Annotated in this window: 19 protein-coding genes and 1 rRNA gene; 11 read left to right on the top strand and 9 right to left on the bottom strand. The window is 72.4% G+C overall.

The features are described 5' to 3' along the window. Window positions 1-56: 56 nt before the first annotated feature. Window positions 57-173 (top strand): 5S ribosomal RNA (gene rrf, locus ACZ5GT_RS11190). 102 nt (window positions 174-275) lie between these two features. Here rrf and ACZ5GT_RS11185 read toward each other — a convergent pair. The 5 genes from ACZ5GT_RS11185 to ACZ5GT_RS11165 are packed head-to-tail and all read right to left on the bottom strand — an operon-like array spanning window position 276 to window position 5,799. Next, window positions 276-1,586, bottom strand: coding sequence for a DUF58 domain-containing protein (locus tag ACZ5GT_RS11185; RefSeq protein ID WP_469018962.1), 1,311 nt, complete (start codon window positions 1,584-1,586; stop codon window positions 276-278). Beyond that, window positions 1,586-2,575 carry an AAA family ATPase gene (locus tag ACZ5GT_RS11180; protein WP_469018954.1) on the bottom strand — a complete coding sequence of 330 codons (990 nt, stop codon included), beginning with the start codon at window positions 2,573-2,575 and terminating at the stop codon, window positions 1,586-1,588. Before ACZ5GT_RS11180 ends, ACZ5GT_RS11185 begins: the two co-directional genes overlap by 1 nt. Further along, the gene (locus ACZ5GT_RS11175; RefSeq protein ID WP_469018948.1) at window positions 2,575-3,771 is read right to left on the bottom strand and encodes a DUF4350 domain-containing protein; all 1,197 of its coding nucleotides are present in this window, start codon (window positions 3,769-3,771) and stop codon (window positions 2,575-2,577) included. The genes ACZ5GT_RS11180 and ACZ5GT_RS11175 overlap by 1 nt, the downstream gene beginning before the upstream one ends. Beyond that, on the bottom strand, window positions 3,768-4,478 hold the full coding sequence (locus ACZ5GT_RS11170; protein WP_469018944.1) for a DUF4129 domain-containing protein: 711 nt from the start codon (window positions 4,476-4,478) through the stop codon (window positions 3,768-3,770). The genes ACZ5GT_RS11175 and ACZ5GT_RS11170 overlap by 4 nt, the downstream gene beginning before the upstream one ends. Before the next feature lie 4 nt (window positions 4,479-4,482). After that, window positions 4,483-5,799, bottom strand: coding sequence for a DUF7847 domain-containing protein (locus ACZ5GT_RS11165; protein WP_469018942.1), 1,317 nt, complete (start codon window positions 5,797-5,799; stop codon window positions 4,483-4,485). A gap of 140 nt (window positions 5,800-5,939) precedes the next feature. Between ACZ5GT_RS11165 and mtnA the strand changes: the two genes are divergently transcribed. The 7 genes from mtnA (at window position 5,940) to ACZ5GT_RS11130 (ending at window position 15,047) form a co-directional block, all read left to right on the top strand. Continuing rightward, a complete protein-coding gene (mtnA, locus tag ACZ5GT_RS11160; RefSeq protein WP_469018939.1) occupies window positions 5,940-7,082 on the top strand; it encodes an S-methyl-5-thioribose-1-phosphate isomerase in 1,143 nt (380 codons plus the stop codon). Window positions 7,083-7,321: 239 nt separating this feature from the next. Continuing rightward, a complete protein-coding gene (gene mtrA, locus ACZ5GT_RS11155) occupies window positions 7,322-8,011 on the top strand; it encodes a two-component system response regulator MtrA (RefSeq protein ID WP_187284748.1) in 690 nt (229 codons plus the stop codon). 1 nt (window position 8,012) lies between these two features. Next, entirely contained in the window at window positions 8,013-10,190 is a 2,178-nt protein-coding gene (gene mtrB / locus ACZ5GT_RS11150; RefSeq protein ID WP_469018936.1) for an MtrAB system histidine kinase MtrB, read from the top strand. Next, window positions 10,180-12,015, top strand: a complete 1,836-nt coding sequence (locus ACZ5GT_RS11145) for an LpqB family beta-propeller domain-containing protein (protein ID WP_469018931.1) — start codon at window positions 10,180-10,182, stop codon at window positions 12,013-12,015. The genes mtrB and ACZ5GT_RS11145 overlap by 11 nt, the downstream gene beginning before the upstream one ends. Window positions 12,016-12,144: 129 nt before the next feature. Further along, window positions 12,145-13,086, top strand: a complete 942-nt coding sequence (locus ACZ5GT_RS11140; protein WP_469018927.1) for a ComF family protein — start codon at window positions 12,145-12,147, stop codon at window positions 13,084-13,086. 317 nt (window positions 13,087-13,403) lie between these two features. Beyond that, window positions 13,404-14,096, top strand: coding sequence for a ribosome hibernation-promoting factor, HPF/YfiA family (hpf, locus tag ACZ5GT_RS11135; protein WP_469018922.1), 693 nt, complete (start codon window positions 13,404-13,406; stop codon window positions 14,094-14,096). A gap of 204 nt (window positions 14,097-14,300) precedes the next feature. Continuing rightward, the gene (locus ACZ5GT_RS11130) at window positions 14,301-15,047 is read left to right on the top strand and encodes a response regulator (protein WP_469018918.1); all 747 of its coding nucleotides are present in this window, start codon (window positions 14,301-14,303) and stop codon (window positions 15,045-15,047) included. A 16-nt stretch (window positions 15,048-15,063) separates the two neighbouring features. Here the strand turns inward: ACZ5GT_RS11130 and ACZ5GT_RS11125 are convergent, their stop codons facing one another. Then, window positions 15,064-16,260: a winged helix-turn-helix domain-containing protein gene (locus tag ACZ5GT_RS11125; RefSeq protein WP_469018915.1), complete on the bottom strand. Its 1,197-nt coding sequence runs from the start codon at window positions 16,258-16,260 to the stop codon at window positions 15,064-15,066. An 89-nt stretch (window positions 16,261-16,349) separates the two neighbouring features. Then, window positions 16,350-16,919: a GNAT family N-acetyltransferase gene (locus ACZ5GT_RS11120; protein ID WP_469018912.1), complete on the bottom strand. Its 570-nt coding sequence runs from the start codon at window positions 16,917-16,919 to the stop codon at window positions 16,350-16,352. Window positions 16,920-17,197: 278 nt separating this feature from the next. Between ACZ5GT_RS11120 and secA the strand changes: the two genes are divergently transcribed. Next, entirely contained in the window at window positions 17,198-20,011 is a 2,814-nt protein-coding gene (gene secA / locus ACZ5GT_RS11115; protein WP_469018905.1) for a preprotein translocase subunit SecA, read from the top strand. A 156-nt stretch (window positions 20,012-20,167) separates the two neighbouring features. Here the strand turns inward: secA and ACZ5GT_RS11110 are convergent, their stop codons facing one another. After that, window positions 20,168-20,878 carry an Rv3235 family protein gene (locus tag ACZ5GT_RS11110; RefSeq protein ID WP_469018898.1) on the bottom strand — a complete coding sequence of 237 codons (711 nt, stop codon included), beginning with the start codon at window positions 20,876-20,878 and terminating at the stop codon, window positions 20,168-20,170. 335 nt (window positions 20,879-21,213) lie between these two features. Between ACZ5GT_RS11110 and ACZ5GT_RS11105 the strand changes: the two genes are divergently transcribed. Both ACZ5GT_RS11105 and ACZ5GT_RS11100 read left to right on the top strand, forming a co-directional pair. Then, window positions 21,214-21,726: a DUF6912 family protein gene (locus ACZ5GT_RS11105; RefSeq protein ID WP_469018893.1), complete on the top strand. Its 513-nt coding sequence runs from the start codon at window positions 21,214-21,216 to the stop codon at window positions 21,724-21,726. A 43-nt stretch (window positions 21,727-21,769) separates the two neighbouring features. After that, on the top strand, window positions 21,770-22,435 hold the full coding sequence (locus ACZ5GT_RS11100; RefSeq protein ID WP_469018888.1) for an HAD family hydrolase: 666 nt from the start codon (window positions 21,770-21,772) through the stop codon (window positions 22,433-22,435). Window positions 22,436-22,875: 440 nt separating this feature from the next. Here ACZ5GT_RS11100 and ACZ5GT_RS11095 read toward each other — a convergent pair whose 3' ends face one another. Then, window positions 22,876-23,442: a DJ-1/PfpI family protein gene (locus ACZ5GT_RS11095; RefSeq protein WP_324784184.1), complete on the bottom strand. Its 567-nt coding sequence runs from the start codon at window positions 23,440-23,442 to the stop codon at window positions 22,876-22,878. Window positions 23,443-23,661: the final 219 nt, after the last annotated feature.

Here is a 23,661-nt window from a genome sequence, read left to right as displayed (position 1 = left end):
AACAGCCCCATGCCATATGCAAGTGGCGTGGTGTGGCGTTCACAGTTTCATAGTGTTTCGGTGGTTATAGCGTGAGGGAAACGCCCGGTTACATTTCGAACCCGGAAGCTAAGCCTTACAGCGCCGATGGTACTGCAGGGGGGACCCTGTGGGAGAGTAGGACGCCGCCGAACAAATCTTGAGAAAACCCCGTACCGGTTCCGGTACGGGGTTTTCTGCGTTCCGGCTCCCGGGCTCCGATCCCCGGGCTCTCCGAAGAGAGCCTCAGGAATCCGTCACAGACGTCCCGCCGCTTTGAGGGCGAGATAGGCGTCCGCCAGTGCCGGAGCCAGGTCGTCCGGGGCCGCGTCGACGACCGTCACCCCGTGCCGGCGGAGTTGCTCCGCCGTGCGGTGGCGTTCGCTCTGCGCCTGCGCGGCGGCTGCGGCCTCGTAGACCGCCTCCGTGCTTCCGCGGGCCGTCGCCATGTGGGCGACGAAGGGATCCGCCACCGAGGCGACGAGGATCGTGTGGCGCTGCGTGAGCCGGGCGAGGACCGGGAGCAGGCCCTCCTCGACGGGTGCCGCGTCGAGGCTGGTCAGCAGCACGATCAGGGAGCGGCGGGGGGCCGTCCGGAGAGCCGTCGAGGCCAGGCCGCGGGCGTCCAGTTCCACCAACTCGGGTTCCAGCGTCGCCATCGCGTCGACGAGGGACGGGAGGACATCGCGTGCCGTGCGGCCCTGAATGAGAGCGCGGACCCGGCGGTCGTACGCGAGCAGGTCCACGCGGTCGCCGGCGCGGGCGGCGAGGGCTGCCAGGAGCAGGGCCGCGTCCATGGAAGCGTCCAGGCGTGGGGCGTCGCCCACGCGGCCGGCCGACGTACGGCCGGTGTCGAGGACCAGGAGGATGTGGCGGTCGCGTTCAGGACGCCAGGTGCGGACGGCGACCGTGGTCTGGCGGGCCGTCGCGCGCCAGTCGATGGAACGGGTGTCGTCGCCGGGGACGTACTCGCGCAGGCTGTCGAACTCCGTGCCCTCGCCGCGGGTGAGCACGCTGGTGCGGCCGTCCAGTTCGCGCAGGCGGGCCAGCTTGGAGGGGAGGTGCTTGCGGCTGGTGAAGGGGGGCAGGACACGCACCGTCCAGGGGACCTTGTGGGTGCCCTGGCGGGCGAAGAGGCCGAGGGGGCCGTACGAGCGGACGGTGACGCGGTCGGCGTGGCGGTCGCCGCGGCGAGTCGGACGCAGCCGGGTCGTCACGCGTCGGCGTTCACCGGCGGGCACCGTCAGCCGGTGGCGCGAGGCCGTCACCTCCGTGCCGGGCTGCCAGCTGCTCGGCGGCCAGGCGTCGCGCAGGCGGGCGCGCAGCGGGCGGCGCGACGGGTTGCTGATGGTCAGGGTGACGTCCGCGGCCTCCCCCAGGCGCGCCGACGTGTCGCCGGAGCGGGTGAGGCCCAGGCGCCGCACCGGCGCGGCGAGCGCGAAATCGCAGGCGCAGGCCACGGCCAGGGGCGCGTTCACGGCCAGGATGCCGGTCCAGCCGGGGTCCCAGATGCCGACGGGGAGGGAGCCGAGTGCCGCGAGGAGCGCGGCGCGTCCGGTGAACGCCATCAGCGGGGGACAGGGACGTGGGCGAGGATGGCGTTGATGACGGAGTCGGCCGTCACGCCTTCCATCTCGGCTTCCGGGCGCAACTGGACGCGGTGACGGAGGGTGGGCAGGGCGAGCGCCTTGACGTCGTCGGGGATGACGTAGTCGCGGCCGGTGAGCCAGGCCCAGGCGCGCGAGGTCGCCAGGAGAGCCGTGGCGCCGCGCGGGGAGACGCCGAGCGTGAGGGACGGCGACTCGCGGGTGGCCCGGCAGATGTCCACGACGTAGGCGGTGATCTCGGGGGAGACGGTCGTCTTGGCCACCGCGGCGCGGGCGGCCTCCAGATCCGCCGGTCCCGCGACCGGGCGTACGCCGGCGGCGCGCAGGTCGCGCGGGTTGAAGCCCTCCGCGTGGCGGGTGAGGACGTCGATCTCGTCCTGGCGGGACGGCAGAGGGATCGTCAGCTTGAGGAGGAAGCGGTCCAGTTGGGCCTCGGGGAGGGGGTAGGTGCCCTCGTACTCGACCGGGTTCTGGGTCGCTGCGACCAGGAACGGCTCGGGGAGCGGGCGGGGGGTGCCGTCGACCGTGACCTGGCGTTCCTCCATGGCTTCCAGCAGCGACGACTGGGTTTTCGGTGGGGTCCGGTTGATCTCGTCGGCGAGGAGCAGATTGGTGAAGACCGGGCCGGGCTGGAAGGAGAACTCGGCCGTGCGGGCGTCGTAGACGAGGGAGCCGGTGATGTCGCTCGGCATCAGGTCGGGGGTGAACTGGACACGCTTGGTGTCGAGTTCGAGTGCGGATGCGAGAGCGCGGACGAGCAACGTTTTGGCGACCCCGGGGACTCCTTCGAGTAGTACGTGTCCGCGGCACAGCAGGGCGACGACGAGGCCGGTCACGGCGGGGTCCTGGCCGACCACGGCTTTGGCGATCTCGGCGCGCAGGGCCTCCAGGGAGGCGCGGGCTCTGCCCGGATCCCCGGCGTACCCGGCGTTGTCAGTGGTCGGGTCCATCATGGACGGCGTACCTCTCTTTCGAGGGCGTCGAGTCGGTCGGCGAGGGTGATGAGGGCCGCGTCGTCGCTGGGCGGCGGCCCGAAGAGGAGGGAGTGCAGGGCCTGTTTGTCGCCGTGGAGGCGGGCGGACAGGGCGGGGAGCAGGGCCTCGGGCGCATGCGCCTGGGAGACGGGGACACCCACGAGAGGGGCCAGGCGGATGCGGGTGGTGGAGCGCAGAGCGGCGGCCGCGCGGTCACGGGCGTTCGCCTTGCGGTAGAGGCGGGCTCGGCCTTCGACGGTTTCGGAGGCACGGATCGCCACGGGGAGCTTCTCGGGCACGAGGGGGCCGAGCCGGCGTGCCCGCCAGAGGGCGGCGAGGGCTGCCGCGACGAACAGCTGCAGGGTGCCCCAGAGCCAGCCGGAGGGCAGCAGTTCGAAGAAGCCCTTCTCGTGGTCCGGGCCGGTGGCCGAGGTGTCGGAGAGCGAGGGGAGGTACCAGACCAGATGGGGACGGGAGCCGAGGAGCTGGAGGGCGAGCGAGGCGTTGCCCTGCTTGTCCAGTCGTTCGTTGAAGAGGATGTCGGGCGCGCCGAGGACGATGGTGTCGCCGTGCCCCGACGCCTCCGGGATGCGCAGCAGGGTGGCCAGGCGCTCGCTGGGGTAGCACTTGTCGGCGTCGAGGTGGGTGGTGGTGTAGCGGATGCCGCCGGTGTCGGCGCTGCCGGCGCGGCGGGCCGGGAGCAGGGAGCAGTCGGGGGAGAGGGTGGAACCGATGCTGGTGGCCGGGTCCGCGGTGACACCGGGGGCGAGCTTCTCGACGGACGAGCTGCCCGCGGCGACGAGGACCGTGCGCCCGCCGGAGCCGGCGGTCGCGGAGCGCAGCAGTGCCTGCTGCCGGGGCGTCAGCAGGTCGGGGACGGCGACCAGGAGGGTCGTGTCCGGGGCGGCCGCGGCACGCGCCTGATCCAGGGTGCCGACCACGCGCGTGGACACCCCGCGGTCGGCGAGCAGTTCGGCGACGGCGCGGCTGCCGTAGGGGTCGGCGGAGCGCGGGTCGAGCGTGCCGTGCCGGGTGTCCGAGCGGATCACGGCGATGGCGACGGCGGCCACGAGCAGAAGCGCGACGGCGACCGCGATGCCGCGCGCGCGGGTCCACACCTGGCGCGCGGTGGGCGAGGCCGAGGTGGCCGGGACGGCGGCCGCGGGGGTCATTCGGCGGCTCCCCGGCGGGTGTCGTGGGCCGTCGCCGCGGCCGCGAGCTGGGGCCTGGCACGTTCGAGCTCGCGGTCGAGTTCGGCGATACGGCGGTACGACTGCTCGGTCGCCCTGCGCCCGCCGTACGTCACGTCGTCGAAGTCGCGGGCGGCGGCGCGCAGCCGGTCCGCGTGGGAGGGCAGCGCGCGGCCCGCCTCCGCGGCCGCCTCGTCAGCGGTGCGGCCGGGCCGGTCGTCGAGCAGGGCGCGCTCCTCCAGGGAGCGGACGATGGCGCGCATGCGTTCCTGGACGGCCTGGTTCCAGTGGCCCTGGGCGGCGTGCGCCTCGGCGGCCGCCCGGTGCTCCGCCGCGCTGCGCGGACGGTCGTCGAAGAGTGCGGCGGCGGAGGCAGGGCCGCGGCGCGGCGTGCCCAGGCGCCACCACAGCACACCGAGCACGGCGAGTACGGCCACCACGATGACGACCAGTCCGAGAGTGCCCCCGGGCGCGGCGGTGGACGCGGAGTCGAGCAGCTTGTCCACCCAGTCCCAGAAGGCATTGAGGGCCCGCTGGAGCAGGCCGGGCTCGTTCTCGTGGTACATGCGCTTGGACAGCTCGCGTCGGGCCGCCTCCCGCGCGGGATCGCGCGGCGTCGTCACCGGCGGTTCGCCGCCGGATCCGAGTGCGGACAGCACGGACGTGAGGACACCCCCCGTCAGGCTCACCGCATCAGCCTCCCGAGCCGGTGCCGTAGCCCTGCAGGCCTGCCGCGCGGGCGAGTTCGAGGTCGAGGGCCTCGCGGCGGATGCGCTGGTCGACGTAGAGGAGGACGGTGACGCCCGCCGTGATGGGGAAGGTGATCATCGAGCCGATCACCGAGCCGATCCCGCTGATGACGAGGAACGTCCACCCGGGGTTGCCGCCGGTGTTGTTCAGGAAGAAGGCGATGCCGCCGTCGGCGAACAGGGCCCCGAGGACCGCGAAGGGGATGACGACGATCGACGCGACGATGTTCGCGATGACCGTAGCGAGCAGCTGGATGCCGAAGACGCGCCACCAGGAGCCGCGGACCAGCTTCGCGGAGCGGCTCATCGCCTTCTTGATGCCCTGCTTCTCCAGCATCAGCGCGGGCGAGGCCAGCGAGAAGCGGACCATCAGCCACAGCGCGACCACGCCGGCGCCGAGGGTGCCCAGGGCGCCGAGTGCGGTGCCCGCGTCGCCGGATCCCGACACGGCCACGAGGATGCCGGGCAGCGCGCCGCCGAGGACGATGCCGAACGTGATGAGCAGCAGCAGGAAGATCAGCCCGAACAGCTTCAGCACCTGCGGGCGGGCGTCGCGCCAGGCCTCGCCGGTGGTGACCGGCTTGCCGAGCACCGCCCGGCTGGTGACGGTCGTGAGCAGGGCGGTCGCCGCGATCGTGCCGAGCAGGGAGATCAGGAAGACGACGCCGGTGTCGAGCATGGTGTCGCCCAGGGCGCGGGTGAGCTCGCTCAGGGTGGCGCTCGGGTCGTTCAGTGCCTCGGTGCCGGCTCGGTCGTAGAGGAACAGGCCCTCGAGCAGGATGACGACGACCTCCACCACGACCGCGACGGTCAGCGAGATGCCGAGGACCGTGCGCCAGTAGGTGCGCATGGTGGAGACCGCGCCGTCGAGGATCTCGCCCACGCCGAGCGGGCGCAGCGGGATCACGCCGGGCTTCGCCGCGGGCGGGGGACCGCCCCAGCCGCCGCCCCAGCCGCCGTAGGGGACGGGACCGGGAGCGCCCTGGCCGCCGGGAGCGCCCGGGGGCCGGCCGCCCCAGCCCGGGCCGGGCGGCGGAGGCGGCGGGGCCTGGCCCGGGCTCGCCGGACCGGAGGGGGCGGACCACTGGCCGGCGGGCGGCTGCTCCTTGGACCACTTCACGCCCGGTGCCTGCGGGTCCGCGACCGGCTGGTCGGCGGGCTCGGCAGGGCGGTCGCCGGGCTCGGCAGGGCCGGACGCGCCGGGCTCCTGCCCCTGGGACGGGGCGGATCCGGGCGAGGCCCAGCCCGGAGTGTCTTTCATCGTTGCTCCTTCACGATGCCCGTCCGCAGGCGCGGCGGCAGTTCGGCAGCCATCGTGCCATGGGGTGGTCGTCGAGGTATCGGCTGCGGTAGGGGGTGCGGAGCTTCAATTGTCTGCCGGAAAACGGGCAGACTGACCGCATGGCTGATCAGTACGCGCATTCCGGCGAGGACAGCAGGCCGACCGAGATCCCGGCGATCCGCTGGGAGGAGCCACCGGAAGGCCCCGTGGTGGTGCTTCTGGACCAGACGAGGCTGCCGGCGGAGGAGGTCGAGCTGGTCTGTACGGACGCTCCGGCGCTGGTGGAGGCGATCCGTTCGCTCGCCGTGCGCGGGGCGCCGCTGCTCGGCGTCGCGGGGGCGTACGGCGTCGCGCTCGCCGCCGCGCGCGGGTTCGAGGTGGACGACGCGGCGGCGGCCCTGGCGGGTGCCCGGCCCACCGCGGTGAACCTCTCCGTCGGCGTGCGCAGAGCCCAGACCGCACACCGGGCCGAGTTCGCCAGGAGCGGCGATCCCGCGCGGGCCGCGGCGGCGGCGCTGGCGGCCGCGCGGCAGCTGCACCAGGAGGATGCCGAGGCCAGCGCCCGAATGGCCGAGCGCGGTCTGGCGTTGCTGGAGGAGCTGCTGCCCGGCGGCGGGCACCGGATCCTCACCCACTGCAACACCGGCTCGCTGGTGTCCGGCGGCGAGGGGACGGCGTTCGCGGTCGCGCTCGCGGCGCACCGGGCGGGCAAGCTGCGGCGGCTGTGGGTGGACGAGACGCGTCCGCTGCTGCAGGGCGCGCGCCTGACGGCGTACGAGGCGGCCCGCAGGGGGATGGCGTACACCCTGCTCACGGACAACGCGGCGGGTTCGCTGTTCGCGGCCGGCGAGGTGGACGCGGTCCTGATCGGGGCGGACCGCATCGCCGCCGACGGTTCGGTGGCGAACAAGGTGGGGAGCTATCCGCTCGCGGTGCTCGCCCGGTATCACCATGTGCCGTTCGTCGTGGTGGCGCCGGTGACGACGGTGGACCCGGACACGCCGGACGGGGCGTCCATCGAGGTGGAGCAGCGGCCCGGGTTCGAGGTCACCGAGATCTTGGCGCCGCAGATGCCGGTGACCGGAGCGGGAGGCGGGCTCCCGGTCGCGCCCCTGGGGACCCAGGCGTACAACCCGGCGTTCGATGTGACACCGCCCGAGCTGATCACCGCGATCGTCACGGAAGAGGGGGCCGTGTCACCCGTGACGGCAGAGGCGCTCGCGGAGCTGTGTGCGAGGTCACGGCAGGTGAGCATCGGCTAGCCGAACGGGGGGCATCGGCCGTTCGGCGGGAGTACGGACCGCGGGCTTCGCGGGGAACGGCGGACACCCCGTTCCCGCGGCGTCCCCTGCCCGGTGTTCCCGGCCCCGTGTTCCCTGCCCGGTGGTCCTGCACGCGGCCGCACCAGCGGGCGAAGGCAGACAGCAGCGACCCCATACGACTATCGTCACGGGCCAGTGACCTCTCTCACCAGCGCCCCGGTCACTGTTACGAGAATGGGATGATGTCGTTTATGAAGGGACGAGTCCTCGTCGTCGACGACGACACCGCACTGGCCGAGATGCTCGGCATCGTGCTGCGTGGTGAAGGTTTTGAACCGTCTTTCGTAGCCGACGGCGACAAGGCGCTGGCCGCGTTCCGTGAGTCCAAGCCCGACCTGGTGCTGCTGGACCTGATGCTGCCCGGGCGGGACGGCATCGAGGTGTGCCGTCTGATCAGGGCGGAGTCCGGGGTGCCGATCGTGATGCTCACGGCCAAGAGCGACACGGTCGATGTCGTCGTCGGCCTGGAATCGGGCGCGGACGACTACATCGTGAAGCCGTTCAAGCCGAAGGAGCTGGTCGCCCGGATCCGGGCGCGCCTGCGCCGGTCGGAGGAACCGGCGCCGGAGCAGCTCGCCATCGGCGACCTGGTCATCGACGTGGCCGGGCACTCCGTCAAGCGGGACGGGCAGTCGATCGCGCTGACGCCGCTGGAGTTCGACCTGCTGGTCGCGCTCGCGCGCAAGCCGTGGCAGGTGTTCACCCGCGAGGTGCTGCTCGAGCAGGTGTGGGGCTACCGGCACGCCGCCGACACCCGCCTGGTCAACGTGCACGTCCAGCGGCTGCGCTCGAAGGTCGAGAAGGACCCGGAGCGCCCGGAGATCGTGGTGACCGTCCGTGGCGTCGGGTACAAGGCGGGACCGAGCTGACGTGGCCGTTGACAGCGCCGCTTCGGAGCCCGGGCCGGGCGGGCCCCGCACCGGGCGGCCTGTCGGCCGGGGCGCGGCGGGCTCCCGCCGGCGACGCCTCTTCGAGGGCGGGCTGCTGCAGGGCGGCGTCCAGGGCAGTCCTGTCCTGCGGCTGATCCTGCGGTGGGTACGGCGGCCGCTGCTGCCCGTGATGCGGCTGTGGCGGCGCAACATCCAGCTGAAGATCGTCGTCACGACGCTGCTGATGTCCCTGGGCGTCGTCCTGCTGCTGGGCTTCGTGGTCATCGGGCAGGTGCGCAACGGCCTGCTGGACGCCAAGGTGAAGGCCTCCCAGAGCCAGGCCACCGGAGGGTTCGCGGTGGCCAAGCAGAAGGCCGACGAGGGCGCCGCCGGCACCGGCGACGACAGCACCGCGGTCGACGACCGCCCCGCGCAGAACATCACCACGTGGATGAGCGAACTGGTCTCCTCCCTGTCCAGCGGCGGCCAGGGCGCCTTCGACGTGGTCACCCTGCCCGTGGGCGGCGACAGCGGCGGCGGACGCGGCCCGCGCGCCTCCGGGTACGTCGACCCGTCGGTCAGCGTGCCCGACGATCTGCGCGCGCGGATCGACGAGTCCACCGCGGCCGCCCAGAGCTACACCCGCATCGTCTACAGCAACGGCAAGGCATCGCAGCCGGCGCTGGTCATCGGCAAGCAGGTGAACGACCCCAACGGTGACGCCTACCAGCTCTACTACCTCTTCCCGCTCACGCAGGAGGAGAAGTCGCTGAGCCTGGTCAAGGGCACGCTGGCGACCGCGGGACTGTTCGTCGTCGTCCTGCTCGGGGCGATCGCCTGGCTGGTGGTGCGGCAGGTCGTCACGCCCGTGCGGATGGCGGCCGGCATCGCCGAGCGGCTGTCGGCCGGGCGCCTGCAGGAACGCATGAAGGTCACCGGCGAGGACGACATCGCGCGGCTCGGCGAGGCCTTCAACAAGATGGCGCAGAACCTGCAGCTGAAGATCCAGCAGCTGGAGGAGCTGTCGCGGATGCAGCGGCGGTTCGTGTCGGACGTGTCCCACGAGCTGCGGACGCCGCTGACGACCGTGCGGATGGCCGCGGACGTCATCCACGAGGCCCGGGAGGACTTCGATCCGGTGACCGCGCGGTCGGCGGAGCTGCTCGCCGACCAGCTGGACCGCTTCGAGTCGCTGCTCGCGGATCTGCTGGAGATCAGCCGCTTCGACGCGGGCGCGGCGGCCCTGGAGGCGGAACCGATAGACCTCAGGGAGGTCGTGCGGCGCGTGGTCAGCGGGGCCGAGCCGCTCGCGGAGCGCAAGGGCACGAAGATCCGGGTCGTGGGCGACCAGCAGCCCGTCGTCGCCGAGGCGGACGCCCGGCGGGTGGAGCGGGTGCTGCGCAATCTCGTCGTCAACGCCGTGGAGCACGGCGACGGCAAGGACGTCGTCGTCAAGCTCGCCGCGGCGGGCGGGGCGGTCGCGATCGCGGTGCGCGACTACGGCGTCGGGCTCAAGCCCGGCGAGGCGACCCGCGTCTTCAGCCGTTTCTGGCGGGCCGACCCGGCACGCGCGCGAACCACGGGCGGTACCGGCCTGGGGCTGTCCATCGCGCTGGAGGACGCGCGGCTGCACGGCGGCTGGCTGCAGGCGTGGGGCGAGCCGGGCGGCGGGTCGCAGTTCCGGCTGACGCTGCCGCGCACGGCGGACGAGCCGCTGCGTGGCTCCCCGATCCCCCTGGAGCCCAAGGACTCGCGGCGCAACCGCGGCCTCAACGGCGCCGGGCTGCCTCGCGGGGGCGGCGGGAAGACGGCGACGGTGCCCGTGCAGCCGGCCGAGATGCCGTCGCTGACCCCGCGGCTGGGCGGCACGGCCCCCACCGCGGACCCGACGGCGCTGCCCGGGAACGGTGCGCGCGTGGTCTCCCGGCCCGTCCCGGACACGCGAGGGCGGGGGGACGGACGCACCGGGGACGCGGACGCCGCCAGGGATGGAGCATCCGCCGGGGTAGGCGCGCGCGCCGGAACCCCAGCGCCCGCCGCTGAGGAAAGCGATGCCGAGGGGGCTCGCGATGCCGAGGGGGCTCGCGACACCGACGGGGAGCGCGACGAGACCGCGAGCCGTTCGGACGCCGGTCCGCAGGACTCGAAAAGGGAAGGGAAGGCGACTCGTGGGCGCTGACCGCGAGGGGGGCGCCCGGTGCATGCCGGCGCGCGCGGTGGCGTACGCCACCTGTGGTGCCGTACTGCTGGCGGGGTGCGCCTCGATGCCCGACAGCGGGGATCTGCGCGGCGTCGACTCCACCCCGCGGCAGGACACGCAGGTGCGGGTGTTCGCCGTGCCGCCGCAGGACGACGCCCAGCCCCCGGACATCGTCTCGGGCTTCCTGGAGGCGCTGACCAGCGACGATCCCGACTACTCCACGGCGCGCCTGTACCTGACGGGCAAGGCGTCGCAATTGTGGCGGCCGGGTCTGTCCACCACGGTCCTCGCGGACGGTCCGGGCACCGACCCCGACCGCTCGGACGCCCGGGAGGACCGCGACGAACTGTCGTTCACGCTGACCGGCACCAGGGTCGCCACGGTGGACGCGCAGCAGTCCTACCGGCCGGCCAGGGGCAGCTACCACGCGCTGGTGCACCTCACACGCGACCGGAAGACCAAGCAGTGGCGCATCGACCGGCTGCCGCAGGGCCTGGTGATGGGCAAGTCGGACTTCCAGCGCAACTACATGTCCGTCAACAAGTACTACTTCGCCTCGAACACCGCCGCGGGCAGCGAGACGCAGGCCGCGGCCGTCGCCGACCCGGTGTACGTACGGCGGCGCGTGGATCCCATGACGCAGGTGGTGCGCTCCCTGCTCAACGGGCCCACGACCTGGCTCGACCCCGTGGTCCGGACGAGCTTCCCCACCGGCGCGGCCCTGGCGAAGGGCGTCGCCTCGCTGGCGCCCGACGACCAGAACAAGCTCACCGTGCCGCTGAACGGCAAGGCCGCCCGGGTCGGCACCAACACGTGCCGTGAGATGGCGGCCCAGCTGCTGTTCACGCTGCAGAACCTCACGCCGGCGGTCGACCACGTCGAGCTGCGCTCCGGCGACTCGCGGCTGTGCTCGCTCGCCGAGGAACGGGCCGACGACGTGGCCGCGCGCGCTTCCGCTCAGCAGCCTGACTACCTGTACTTCGTCGACGGCAAGAACAGGCTCGTGCGGATAGACGCCGGTGTCAGCGGGACCAGCGCCAGCGCGGTGCCCGGGGCGCTGGGCGAGGGCGGCAAGGCGCTGCGCTCGGTGGCCGTGGCACGCGACGAGCGCACCGCGGCCGCGGTCACCGCCGACGGCCAGGCGTTGTACGTGGCGTCGCTGGTGTCGGGCGGATCGCTCGGGGACCCCGTGCTGGTCAGCCACGGCAAGACGGAGGACGACCGGCTGACGGCGCCCAGCTGGGACGCGAACGGCGACCTGTGGGTGGCCGACCGCGACCCCGACGACCCGCGCCTGCTGCTGCTGGAGCAGGGCAGGGACGAGCCGCTGGTGGTGACGACCTCGGGGCTGGACGGGCGCATCCAGGACGTGCGGGTGGCCGCCGACGGGGTGCGGATCGCGTTGGTGGTGGCCAAGGGGAAGAAGAAGTCGCTGCTCGTCGGACGGATCGAACGGCACGCGGACACGGATCAGCGGTCGGTGTTCTCGGTGGTCGGACTGCGCTCCGCGACACCTGAGCTGGAGGACGTCACGGCCATGTCGTGGGCCGGTGACAGCCGGCTCGTGGTGGCCGGACGCGAGCAGGGCGGCGTGCAGACCATGCGGTACGTCGAGGTCGACGGCTCCACGCCGGAAATGGCGGCGCCCGCGGCGCTGACGGGGGTCAAGGAGATCACCGCGGCGGACGACGACGGGCTGCCGTTGGTGGCGTACTCCGAGGACGACGGGATCGTCCGGCTGCCGTCGGGTGCGCAGTGGCAGAAGGTGGTCACGGACGGGACGGCGCCGGTCTATCCGGGGTGAGCCGCCGGTTCGCTCCGGTGCGCCGTCCGTGGTCGGCGCGCGCGCTCGGGTTCGGCGGCTGCCGCGCTGTCCACAGGGGGTTATCCACAGGGGTGGCCGGGCCGCTTCGGAGTCGGCACAGTGGTGGGCATGCGGGGGTGGTGGCAGGACCTCACCGACCTGGTGCTCCCGGCCGAGTGCGGAGGCTGTGGGATGCCTCGCACGGCACTCTGTCCCGAGTGCCGTGCCGCCCTTGACGGGGCCGTACCGAGCCGGGTGCGACCGGTGCCGGAACCACCCGGGTTGCCCCTGGTGCACGCGGCCGCCCGGTACGGGGACGAGGTGCGGGCCGTGCTGCTGGCCCACAAGGAGCGCGGCGCGCTGGCCCTCGCCGCGCCGCTGGGGGCCGCTCTGGCGGAGGCGGTCCGGGCGGGGCTGCGGGAGGCACGGCGAAGTGGCCCTGTGATCGCGCACGGTGACGGTCCCTTGCTGCTGGTCCCCGTGCCGTCCGCCCGTGCCGCCGTACGGGCGCGGGGGCACGACCCGGCGCGGCGGATCGCGCTCGCGGCGGCGGGCGAACTGCGCCGCACCGGGACGCCGGCCCGCGTGCTGGCCGTGCTGCGGCAGCGGCGTGCCGTGGCCGACCAGTCGGGGCTGGACGCGCGGCAGCGGCTGGACAACCTCGCCGGCGCACTGGCCGTGGCGCCGGGCGGCGCGCGGCTGCTGCGCGGCGGCCGGGTGGTGCTGGTCGACGACCTGCTGACGACGGGCGCATCGCTCGCGGAGGCGGCGCGCGCCGTGCGGGCGGTGCGGCCGGCGCCGCGGGAACGGCAGGAGCCGGCGACGGGAGACAGGGGCGGCGGGCGGGTTCCGCAGAACGTGGGGACGACGGCCGTGTACCCGGCGACAACTCGGGAAGGCAGAAAGGAACGAACGACCGGAACAGGGAACGAGAGCGCTGGAACTCGGAACGAAGGCGCCGGCGGCGGCCGGAGAGCGCCCGGAACGGCGGATGCGGCCGGCGCGGATGCCGTGGTGTGCGCGGCCGTGGTCGCCGCACCGCCGGATTCTTTTGAAATAAACCGGAACTGACTGTGAACGCGCCTCGTTGCAGGCAATGAGAGCATCAAATCACCGGAACGGAGGTACGGCGCAGTAGAGGGTGACGACATCCGTCCGGGCGAGATATGTTCAGTTGTGAGGGGGAAAGGCGCAGGCCATACCCCTCATCAGCGAATGCCGCGCTGCGGGATTTGCACCATCACCCGTACCGGTGGGGTGGGGATCTTGCCCTTGGGGGAGGAGGAGGTGGAAGTCACCGAGTCCGAGATTCCGGGACTCACCGGAATCTGGTGCACAAGGGAGATGCTCCGCCGCCGAAGCGGAGCGATCCGGGAACGGAGTTCTGCGTGGACATCGTCGTCAAGGGCCGCAAGACCGAGGTGCCCGAGCGGTTCCGCAAGCACGTGGCCGAGAAGCTGAAGCTGGAGAAGATCCAGAGGCTCGATGCCAAGGTGATCAGCCTCGACGTCGAGGTGTCCAAGGAGCCGAACCCCCGACAGGCCGACCGCTGCGACCGAGTGGAGATCACGCTCCGCTCCCGCGGTCCGGTGATCCGGGCGGAGGCGGCGGCCAGCGACCCGTACGCGGCTCTCGACCTGGCCGCGGAGAAGTTGGACGCCCGGCTGCGCAAGCAGCACGACAAGCGGTTCTCGCGTCGTGGCGCACGCAGGATCTCGGCAGCCGAGGTCCCCGATCACGTCCCGGACGCGGCGACGCTCAACGGGAACGGCGGCACCGTCTACGAGGAGGAGTCGGACGGTGTGCCCACGAAGAAGATCGGCTCGCTGGAAGTGAAGGGGGAAGGACCCCTCGTCGTACGCGAGAAGACCCATGTTGCCTCCCCGATGACGCTCGACCAGGCCCTCTACGAGATGGAACTGGTCGGCCACGACTTCTATCTGTTCGTCGACTCCGAGACCAAGGAACCGAGTGTCGTCTACCGGCGGCACGCCTATGACTACGGCGTCATCCACCTCAACACCGACCCGATGGTCGCCCAGGCGCAAAACCCCGGCGCGGGCGGCACCGTGGGTGAGTGACCGCGCGGAAGAGCGGTGAACCGGTGCCCCTGGAGCGCGTGTGCGCCCCCAGGGGCACCTGCGTGCGACCGCTCCGCACCCTGCTGCGTCACCGCGTTGCCGCCCAGGCATGGAATCATGGCGGTAACGGCCCAACCGGTGGGCCGTTACCTTGGGTTGGCGATGGCACAGGACCACAGGCCTCAGCCTTCAGGGGGAGGAACGATGGCGGACAGCTTCGGACCGATGCATGACGAGGATGCCGACGACGGCGTCGTCGGCATGGGCCCGGACGCGGGCACTTCACGCAAGGAGCCGATCAGAGTCCTTGTCGTGGACGACCACGCCCTGTTCCGCCGTGGTCTGGAGATCGTGCTCGCCGCCGAGGAGGACATCCAGGTCGTCGGCGAGGCGGGAGACGGCGCGGAGGCCGTCGACAAGGCCGCCGACCTGCTGCCGGACATCGTGCTGATGGACGTCCGCATGCCGAAGCGGGGCGGGATCGAGGCCTGCACCTCGATCAAGGAGGTGGCCCCCAGCGCCAAGATCATCATGCTGACGATCAGCGACGAGGAAGCCGACCTCTACGACGCGATCAAGGCGGGCGCGACCGGTTACCTGCTGAAGGAGATCTCCACCGACGAGGTGGCCACGGCCATTCGCGCCGTCGCCGACGGGCAGTCGCAGATCAGTCCCTCGATGGCGTCGAAGCTCCTCACCGAGTTCAAGTCGATGATCCAGCGGACCGACGAGCGCCGGCTGGTACCGGCGCCGCGTCTGACCGACCGTGAGCTGGAGGTCCTCAAGCTCGTCGCCACGGGCATGAACAACCGGGACATCGCCAAGGAGTTGTTCATCTCCGAGAACACCGTGAAGAACCACGTGCGCAACATCCTGGAGAAGCTGCAGCTGCACTCCAGGATGGAGGCGGTGGTCTACGCGATGCGGGAGAAGATCCTCGAGATCCGCTGAGGGGCGGCAGCCGCGGTCAGCGCATGGCTGTGGCCAGGGCCCGGCTCACCTCCTTGGTGAGGGGCCCGAGCAGCTCGGGCGCGTCGACGCGCTCCACGCGCACGCTCGTGCAGTCCACCCAGCTCGCGGCCTCGACCAGTGCCTCCGCGACGGCCGGCACCGCCTTCGGGCCGTCCAGGGTGACCTGCTTGGCGACCAGCGTCGCGCCCTCCCGGGCGGGGTCCACCCGGCCGACCAGGCGGCCGCCGGCGAGCACCGGCATGGCGAAGTAGCCGTACACCCGCTTCGGTTTGGGGACGTAGGCCTCCAGGCGGTGGGTGAAGCCGAAGATCCGTTCCGTGCGCGCCCGTTCCCAGATCAGGGAGTCGAAGGGGGACAGCAAAGTGGTGCGGTGGCGGCCGCGCGGGGGCGTCTCGAGGGCCGCGGGGTCGGCCCAGGCCGGCTTGGACCAGCCCTGGACCGTGACCGGCACCAGACCTGAGTCCGCGATCACCGCGTCGACCTGCTCGCCCTTGAGGCGGTGGTAGTCGGCGATGTCCGCGCGCGTGCCGACCCCGAGGGACTGCCCCGCCAGGCGGACCAGGCGGCGCAGGCACTCCGCGTCGTCCAGACCGTCGTGCAGCAGCGGGCCGGGGATCGCGCGCTCGGCGAGGTCGTACACCCGCTTCCAGCCGCGGCGGCGCACGCACACCACCTCGCCGTACATCAGCGCACGCTCGACGGCGACCTTGGAGCCGGACCAGTCCCACCACTCGCCGGTCCGCTTCGCGCCGCCCAACTCGGTGGCCGTCAGCGGGCCTTCGGCCTGCAACTGCTTGATCACCCGGTCGTAGGCGCCGTCCGGGAGGGCGTGGTTCCAGTGCGGGCGGCCACGGTAGGCGCGGCGGCGGAAGGCGAAGTGCGGCCACTCCTCGACCGGGAGTATGCACGCCGCGTGCGACCAGTACTCGAAGGAGTGCGCCTGCACGGTGGGCGCGGCCCAGTAGGCCTCCTCGACGGTCCGGCGGCCCACCGCGCCGAGCCGGGCGTAGGGGATGAGCTCGTGGGAGCGGGCCAGGACGGAGATCGTGTCCAGCTGGACCGCGCCCAGGTGGCGCAGGATGCCGCGGACGCCGGCTCTCCGGTCGGGCGAGCCGAGGAGGCCCTGGGCGCGCAGGGCGATGCGGCGGGCCTCGTCGGCCGAGAGGTCGGTGGAGGGGCGCGGGGTCGTCATGGTCCGCACGATAGGGGCCGGCACTGACAGCGCGGCGCGAACTGCGGCTTCCGGCGAGGTACCGGGACCGCGCCGGTGGCGGGAAGGCGCTATGACCGCGCCGGGACGTAGGGGGCCGTGGACGGCAGCCCCAGGTCCGACGGGAGCAGGGACCCCACCCAGCAGTCGCGTCGCACCCCCTTGTTGTCGACGGCGGAGCGCAGGGTGCCCTCGATGGTGAAGCCCGCGCGCCGGGCCACCGCCAGGGAGGCGTCGTTGCCGACCTCCGCCCGCCACTCCACGCGGTCGACCGGCACGCGGGTGACGGCCCAGCGGGACGCGGCGAGGACGGCCTCGGTGACGTAGCCGTTGCCGCGGTGCTCCTTGGTGGCCCAGAAACCGATCTCGCCCACGCCCATGGAGCGCATCGTGATGCCGAGCATGCCGACCAGGGCGCCGTCGGGCAGGAAGACGCCGAAGGTGAACATGGAGCCGTTCGCCCAGCCGTCGGGTGCCGCCTGCCGGGTGAAGCTCCGCGCGTGCTCGGGCAGGTAGGGGGAAGGGATGGTGGTCCAGCGCTGGATGTCCGGGTCCTGCGCCGCGGCGTACACGGCGTCGGCGTCCTGCGGGCCGACGGTGCGCAGGAGGAGGCGGGGCGTCGTGAGCGTCACGGGTTCCATCGGCCGATTCTGCGGCTCAGCCGGCGAGGACGCCATCCATTTCCGTCCGTGAGCGGGTGATCACCATTCGCGCAATTCCTCGGCGTGGCGCGGCACCATCCGCGGGGCCCGGCCGTTGTTCCCTTTGAAGAAGATTTGAATCAGTCCGCCGAGCGGCGCCGAGTCGTCGTGGTGGCAGGCCTCCCGGCCCGGCCGTGTCCTCGCATACGATGGCCGTTGCTCAGTAAGTCAATGGAAACCGACCGTCCCAGGCCCGACCGGCAAGGAGACCAACCCCCGTGTCCGTCCTCTCGAAGATCATGCGTGCAGGCGAAGGCAAGATCCTGCGCAAGCTGCACCGCATCGCGGACCAGGTCAACTCCATCGAAGAGGACTTCGTCGACCTCTCCGACGCCGAGCTGCGGGCCCTCACCGATGAGTACAAGCAGCGGTACGCCGACGGCGAGAGTCTTGACGACCTGCTGCCCGAGGCGTTCGCCACGGTCCGCGAGGCCGCCAAGCGGGTCCTCGGCCAGCGGCACTACGACGTGCAGATGATGGGCGGTGCGGCCCTGCACCTCGGCTACGTCGCCGAGATGAAGACCGGTGAGGGCAAGACCCTGGTCGGCACGCTCCCCGCGTACCTGAACGCCCTTTCGGGGGACGGCGTCCACCTCATCACGGTCAACGACTACCTGGCCGAGCGCGACTCCGAGATGATGGGCCGCGTCCACAAGTTCCTCGGCCTGACGGTCGGTTGCATCCTCGCCAACATGACGCCGGCCCAGCGCCGCGAGCAGTACCTGTGCGACATCACGTACGGCACGAACAACGAGTTCGGCTTCGACTACCTGCGCGACAACATGGCGTGGGCCAAGGACGAGCTCGTCCAGCGCGGCCACAACTTCGCCATCGTCGACGAGGTCGACTCCATCCTCGTCGACGAGGCCCGTACGCCGCTGATCATCTCCGGCCCGGCCGACCAGGCCACCAAGTGGTACGGCGACTTCGCCAAGCTGGTCACGCGGCTGAAGAAGGGCGAGGCCGGCAACCCCCTGAAGGGCCTCGAGGAGACCGGCGACTACGACGTCGACGAGAAGAAGCGCACGGTCGCCATCCACGAGTCCGGCGTCTCCAAGGTCGAGGACTGGCTGGGCATCGACAACCTGTACGAGTCGGTGAACACGCCGCTGGTGGGCTACCTGAACAACGCCATCAAGGCCAAGGAACTGTTCAAGAAGGACAAGGACTACGTCGTCATCGACGGCGAGGTCATGATCGTCGACGAGCACACCGGCCGTATCCTCGCCGGCCGCCGCTACAACGAGGGCATGCACCAGGCGATCGAGGCGAAGGAAGGGGTGGACATCAAGGACGAGAACCAGACGCTCGCCACGATCACCCTGCAGAACTTCTTCCGCCTCTACGGCAAGCTCTCCGGCATGACCGGTACGGCGATGACCGAGGCCGCCGAGTTCCACCAGATCTACAAGCTCGGCGTGGTCCCGATCCCGACCAACAAGCCGATGATCCGCAAGGACCAGTCGGACCTGATCTACCGCACCGAGGTCGCCAAGTTCGAGGCGGTCGTCGACGACATCGCGGAGAAGCACGAGAAGGGCCAGCCGATCCTCGTCGGCACGACGTCCGTCGAGAAGTCGGAGTACCTCTCGCAGCAGCTCAGCAAGCGCGGCATCCAGCACGAGGTGCTGAACGCCAAGCACCACGAGCGTGAGGCGCAGATCGTGGCGCAGGCCGGCCGCAAGGGCGCCGTGACGGTCGCCACCAACATGGCCGGCCGTGGTACGGACATCAAGCTCGGCGGCAACCCGGAAGACCTCGCCGAGGCGGAGCTGCGCCAGCGCGGCCTCGACCCCGAGGAGCACATCGAGGAGTGGGCCGCGGCCCTGCCGGCCGCCCTGGAGCGCGCCGAGGCGGCCGTCAAGGCCGAGAAGGAAGAGGTCGAGTCGCTCGGCGGTCTGTACGTGCTCGGCACCGAGCGGCACGAGTCGCGCCGTATCGACAACCAGCTGCGCGGTCGTTCCGGCCGTCAGGGCGACCCGGGCGAGTCCCGCTTCTACCTGTCGCTGGGTGACGATCTGATGCGCCTGTTCAAGGCCCAGATGGTCGAGCGCGTGATGTCCATGGCGAACGTGCCGGACGACGTGCCGATCGAGAACAAGATGGTCACGCGCGCCATCGCGTCCGCGCAGTCGCAGGTGGAGCAGCAGAACTTCGAGACCCGTAAGAACGTCCTGAAGTACGACGAAGTCCTCAACCGCCAGCGTGAGGTCATCTACGGCGAGCGGCGCCGCGTCCTGGAGGGCGAGGACCTGCACGAGCAGGTACAGCACTTCATGGACGACACGATCGACGCCTACATCGCGGCGGAGACCGCCGAGGGCTTCCCGGAGGACTGGGACCTGGACCGGCTGTGGGGCGCGTTCAAGCAGCTCTACCCGGTGAAGGTCACCGTGGAGGAGCTCGAGGAGGCGGCCGGCGACCGGGCGGGCCTGACCGCGGAGTTCATCTCCGAGTCCATCAAGGACGACGTCCACGAGCAGTACGAGGCGCGCGAGACGCAGCTCGGCTCCGAGATCATGCGTGAACTGGAGCGCCGGGTCGTGCTGTCGGTCCTGGACCGCAAGTGGCGCGAGCACCTCTACGAGATGGACTACCTCCAGGAGGGCATCGGCCTGCGCGCGATGGCGCAGAAGGACCCGCTGGTCGAGTACCAGCGCGAGGGCTTCGACATGTTCCAGGCCATGATGGAGGGCATCAAGGAGGAGTCCGTCGGCTACCTGTTCAACCTGGAGGTCCAGGTCGAGCAGCAGGTCGAGGAGGTCCCGGTCGAAGACGCGGCCCCGGTCGACATGCAGAAGCAGGACGCGGTGCCGGCGCAGGCGGGCGGACGCCCGGAGATCCGGGCCAAGGGCCTGGACGCCCCGCTCCGCCGCAACCTGCACTTCTCCGCGCCCACGGTGGACGGCGAGGGCGGCACCATCGAGGGCGACTTCGCCGGCGACGACGAGCCCGTGCGCTCCGAGGCCGACGGCCTCACGCGCGCGGAGCGGCGCAAGCAGGCCCGGGGCGGCCGTCGCCGCAAGAAGTGACGTGACGGTGCCGACGGCACCGTAGCGGCTCGGAGGGCCGGGTCACCCTGGGGGGTGGCCCGGCCTTCGGCTTGTGCCGGCGCGTGCTGGCTTGTGCGGGCGCGTGCAGGGGCGCGTGCTCGGCGGTGCGGTCGGCGCGTCACCCGGGGTGTGCCTTCAGTGGCCGTCCCCGGCGGCCCGCGCCGGGCGTGGGCCGCCCATCTCCACCGCCGTGCAGCGCCAGCGCAGGTCGGGGCCCTGTTCCAGGCGGAAGGCCAGGGCCCGCAGCTGGTCCCCGGCTCCGATGCGGGCGAAGGCCTCGATGGCGCCCGGGCGGGGCACGAAGTAGCCGATGTCGCGGACGACGGGCCGGGTGCGGCGGGTGCGCAGCGGGCCGCGCTCGGCGAGCCTGACGAGTTCGTCGTAGGCGCGGCCCGCGGTGTGCCGGAGCATCCAGTGGACCGGCCGCTGTCCGCTCAGCACGGCGAGCAGACGGTCGGCGAAGACGTCCGTGGGGCGGGGCGGCACCGCGGGTGCGGTGGCTGGGAGCGTGCGGGGCGGCAGTGGGCCGCCGGCCGGGCCGGGGGCCGCGGCACGGGCGTCGGCAGCGGCACGGGTGTCGGCAGCGGCAGCGGCGCGGGCGCGGGTGCCGGACGCGGTGGAGCCCGGGGTTCTGCCGGGCCCCGGCGCGGGGCGGGCGTCGGCCGGCCCGCTGACCGCGGCGGGGCCGCTGCCGCGCGCTCCGGGCGGCCGGCCGTCGCCGGGCGCGGTGCGGCCCGGGCCGCCGCCGGGCGTACGGGGCGGGGCGCCGCCCGGGCGGCGGGAGTCGTGGCGGCCCGGCGGGCGGGCGCCCGGACGGTGCTGTGCCCTGGTCATGACCTTGTGCATGCGTCTCCCCGTTCCACGGGCCCCGGCGATACCGGGAGGTAACTTTGGCGGTGGGGCTCTTGTACGGCTCAGGGGACGGCAGGGGCAAGGAACCCGGACCACGCGTCGGGGCAGCGGGGAAGTTCACCTATCAGGGTGACCAGGGGCTGTCCCGGCCCGCCGCCACGGGGTCGGACCGGGTGAATTCCGGGACGGGGGTTGACGCCCGTGGGCGGCTGCGGAGGAACTCGAAAGGGGACCGCCGCACGTATCCTGAAGGCCCTCCGGGGACGCGGTGCGCCCTCGGGGACTCCAGCGGAGCACCGAGCCACCGACCACGAAAGAAGCGGCCGCCCATGCGCGTCTACGTCCCTCTGACCCTCCCCGGTCTCGCCGAGGCGTACAGGACGGGCGAGCTGGGGACCGCGCCCCTCGCCGCCTACGCCGTCACGCCGGCGCTGCGCGAGTGGTACCTCTCCGACGACATCGAGGAGCTGGAGTACGCCGCGCTGAACCGGGCCGCGCTCGCCTCGCTGCGCCTGCTCGCGGCCGACCCGGCGGCGCCGCGGCGCCGGGTCGTGGTGGCCGTCGACGTGCCCGACGGCACCGCCTCCGCCGACCCCGACCGGGGGCTCGACCCGGCGGCGCTCGGCGAGGTGCGGGTCGCCCGGGCCGTTCCGCTGGCGAAGGCGGCGTCGGTGCACGTCGACGCCGACGACGCGGAGGCGGACGTGACCGCCGCGGCCGGGGCGTTGCCGGCGGCGGACGACGGGGACGACGACGCCCAGTTCGTGGTGGACGGGGCCGAGGACCACGAGCTGCTGTGGTACGCCACGCAGGAGATCCCCAACCTGGTCGGCCTCGGCTGAGCTCGTGTCCGTGATTGTCAGCGGCGGCGGGTAGCTTTTTGGCATGGGGAAGCAGACTGGGGCGCACATCGTCTGGGACTGGAACGGCACGCTGTTCCACGACAACGACGCGATCATCGGCGCGACGAACGCGGCGTTCGCCGAGCTGGGGCTCGAGCCGATCACGATCGAGCAGTACCGCGAGCTGTACTGCGTGCCGGTGCCGAAGTTCTACGAGCGGCTGATGGGGCGGCTGCCGACGGACGCCGAGTGGGAGGTCATGGACGAGGTCTTCCACCGGTACTACGCCGAGCACCGGGTGCGGTGCGGGCTCACCGAGGGCGTGGTGGACCTGCTCACCGGGTGGCGGTCGGCGGGCCGCAGCCAGTCCCTGCTGAGCATGTACGTGCACGACGAACTCGTCCCGCTGGTACGGGGGTTCGGGATAGAGGCGCACTTCGTACGGGTGGACGGGCGGACCGGTCCGTCCGGGGGCAGCAAGGCCGAGCACATGGTGCGCCACCTCGCCTCCCTCACCGGTGTGGACCCCGCTCGCACGGTGGTGATCGGGGACGCCGCCGACGACGCGCTGGCCGCGCGGCACGTGGGAGCGCAGGCTGTGCTCTACACCGGCGGCTCGCACGGCCGGGCCAGTCTCGAGGCGGCGGGCGCACCGGTGGTCGACACGCTGGCCGAGGCGGTCGCGGAGGCGGCGCGGCTGGCGGCGTAAGCACGCCGCGGCTGCGGTGCACGCCACGCCACGCTGCGGCGCGCGTGTCGGCGCGGAAGGAACACCTCGTCCGGCGGGCGCGCCGCGCCTGGCGGGCCTGCCGCGTCCGGCGAACCTGCTGTCCCTGGCGGGCCTGCGGTGCCCGGCCGGCCTGCTGCCCCTGGCCGACCTGTTGTGCCGGCCGGGTCGGGGTCCTTGGCGCGCACCGCCGTCGGTCTGCTCCGGGACGGAGGCCGCCTGGTCGGACGCGTCGTCTCCGATACCCGGCGCCCCGGCGCCCCGGCGTGCGTGCCCGCGCGTCGGACCCACCGCGCGCCGACGGCGGGTGCGCCGTTCCGGGCACCCCGCGCCCGGCGCGCGCCGACGGCGGACGTGTCGCTACGACCACTCGCGCCCGGCGCACGTATGCCGCACGCACGTACGCGCGTGCGGCGGTGGGATCAGGTCACCGGTGCCTTCGCGCGCAGGACCGTGAGGAACTCCCGCATCCAGGCGGAGTGGTCCGGCCAGGCGCGCGAGGAGACCAGCGTGCCGTCGACGACCGCCTCGGCGTCCTGGAAGGAGGCACCGGCGGCCTGCATGTCCGGCTCCAGCGCGGGGTACGCCGTGACGCGCCGGCCCCGCAGGCCGTCCACCGCCGCCGTCAGCAGGGGGCCGTGGCAGATCTGTGCGACGGGCTTGTCCGCGTCGAAGAACGACTTGAGGATCTTGCGCAGCTCGGGATCGTTGCGCAGGTACTCCGGGGCCCGCCCGCCCGGGATGACCAGGGCCGCGTACTGGCCGGGCTCGACGTCGGCGAAGGCGAGGTCGGCGGGCCAGGTGTAGCCCGGCTTCTCGGTGTAGGTGTCGAAGCCGGGCTCGAAGTCGTGGACGACGAACCGCAGCTTCTTGCGGGTCGGGGCCGCGATGTGGACCTCGTAGCCCTCCTCGCGCAGCCGCTGGTAGGGGTACAGGACTTCCAGGGACTCCGCCGCGTCACCGGTGACGATCAGGATTTTGGCTGTCATGGCGGCAACCTGCCCCGCACGGGCCCGATTGCCAAGGGGGCACGCACGATTGCGCCGATTACGCCGTCTCGGCCGCCTTCGCCCTGTGCAGAACGTCAAACTTCCACCCCTGGTTTTGTACACATACGGCTCATGACGACCCCCCTGTGATGAGCGATAGCCTGGTGGCGTGATCAGCGCGATAGCTCGCGGGGGCAGCGTCGCCCCTGCCCTGAGCCC

This window comes from Streptomyces sp. NPDC031340 (assembly GCF_055569945.1).
The sequence above is the reverse complement of the archived record's forward strand: the minus strand, read 5'-3'. Positions and strand labels throughout refer to the sequence as shown.

Coding starts and splice junctions, on each gene's coding strand:
- ACZ5GT_RS11185 (WP_469018962.1), bottom strand. CDS start 1,586: ATGGCGTTCACCGGACGCGCCGCGCTCCTCGCGGCACTCGGCTCCCTC.
- ACZ5GT_RS11180 (WP_469018954.1), bottom strand. CDS start 2,575: ATGGACCCGACCACTGACAACGCCGGGTACGCCGGGGATCCGGGCAGA.
- ACZ5GT_RS11175 (WP_469018948.1), bottom strand. CDS start 3,771: ATGACCCCCGCGGCCGCCGTCCCGGCCACCTCGGCCTCGCCCACCGCG.
- ACZ5GT_RS11165 (WP_469018942.1), bottom strand. CDS start 5,799: ATGAAAGACACTCCGGGCTGGGCCTCGCCCGGATCCGCCCCGTCCCAG.
- mtnA (WP_469018939.1), top strand. CDS start 5,940: ATGGCTGATCAGTACGCGCATTCCGGCGAGGACAGCAGGCCGACCGAG.
- mtrA (WP_187284748.1), top strand. CDS start 7,322: ATGATGTCGTTTATGAAGGGACGAGTCCTCGTCGTCGACGACGACACC.
- ACZ5GT_RS11140 (WP_469018927.1), top strand. CDS start 12,145: ATGCGGGGGTGGTGGCAGGACCTCACCGACCTGGTGCTCCCGGCCGAG.
- ACZ5GT_RS11130 (WP_469018918.1), top strand. CDS start 14,301: ATGGCGGACAGCTTCGGACCGATGCATGACGAGGATGCCGACGACGGC.
- ACZ5GT_RS11125 (WP_469018915.1), bottom strand. CDS start 16,260: ATGACGACCCCGCGCCCCTCCACCGACCTCTCGGCCGACGAGGCCCGC.
- ACZ5GT_RS11120 (WP_469018912.1), bottom strand. CDS start 16,919: ATGGAACCCGTGACGCTCACGACGCCCCGCCTCCTCCTGCGCACCGTC.
- ACZ5GT_RS11110 (WP_469018898.1), bottom strand. CDS start 20,878: ATGCACAAGGTCATGACCAGGGCACAGCACCGTCCGGGCGCCCGCCCG.
- ACZ5GT_RS11105 (WP_469018893.1), top strand. CDS start 21,214: ATGCGCGTCTACGTCCCTCTGACCCTCCCCGGTCTCGCCGAGGCGTAC.
- ACZ5GT_RS11100 (WP_469018888.1), top strand. CDS start 21,770: ATGGGGAAGCAGACTGGGGCGCACATCGTCTGGGACTGGAACGGCACG.
- ACZ5GT_RS11095 (WP_324784184.1), bottom strand. CDS start 23,442: ATGACAGCCAAAATCCTGATCGTCACCGGTGACGCGGCGGAGTCCCTG.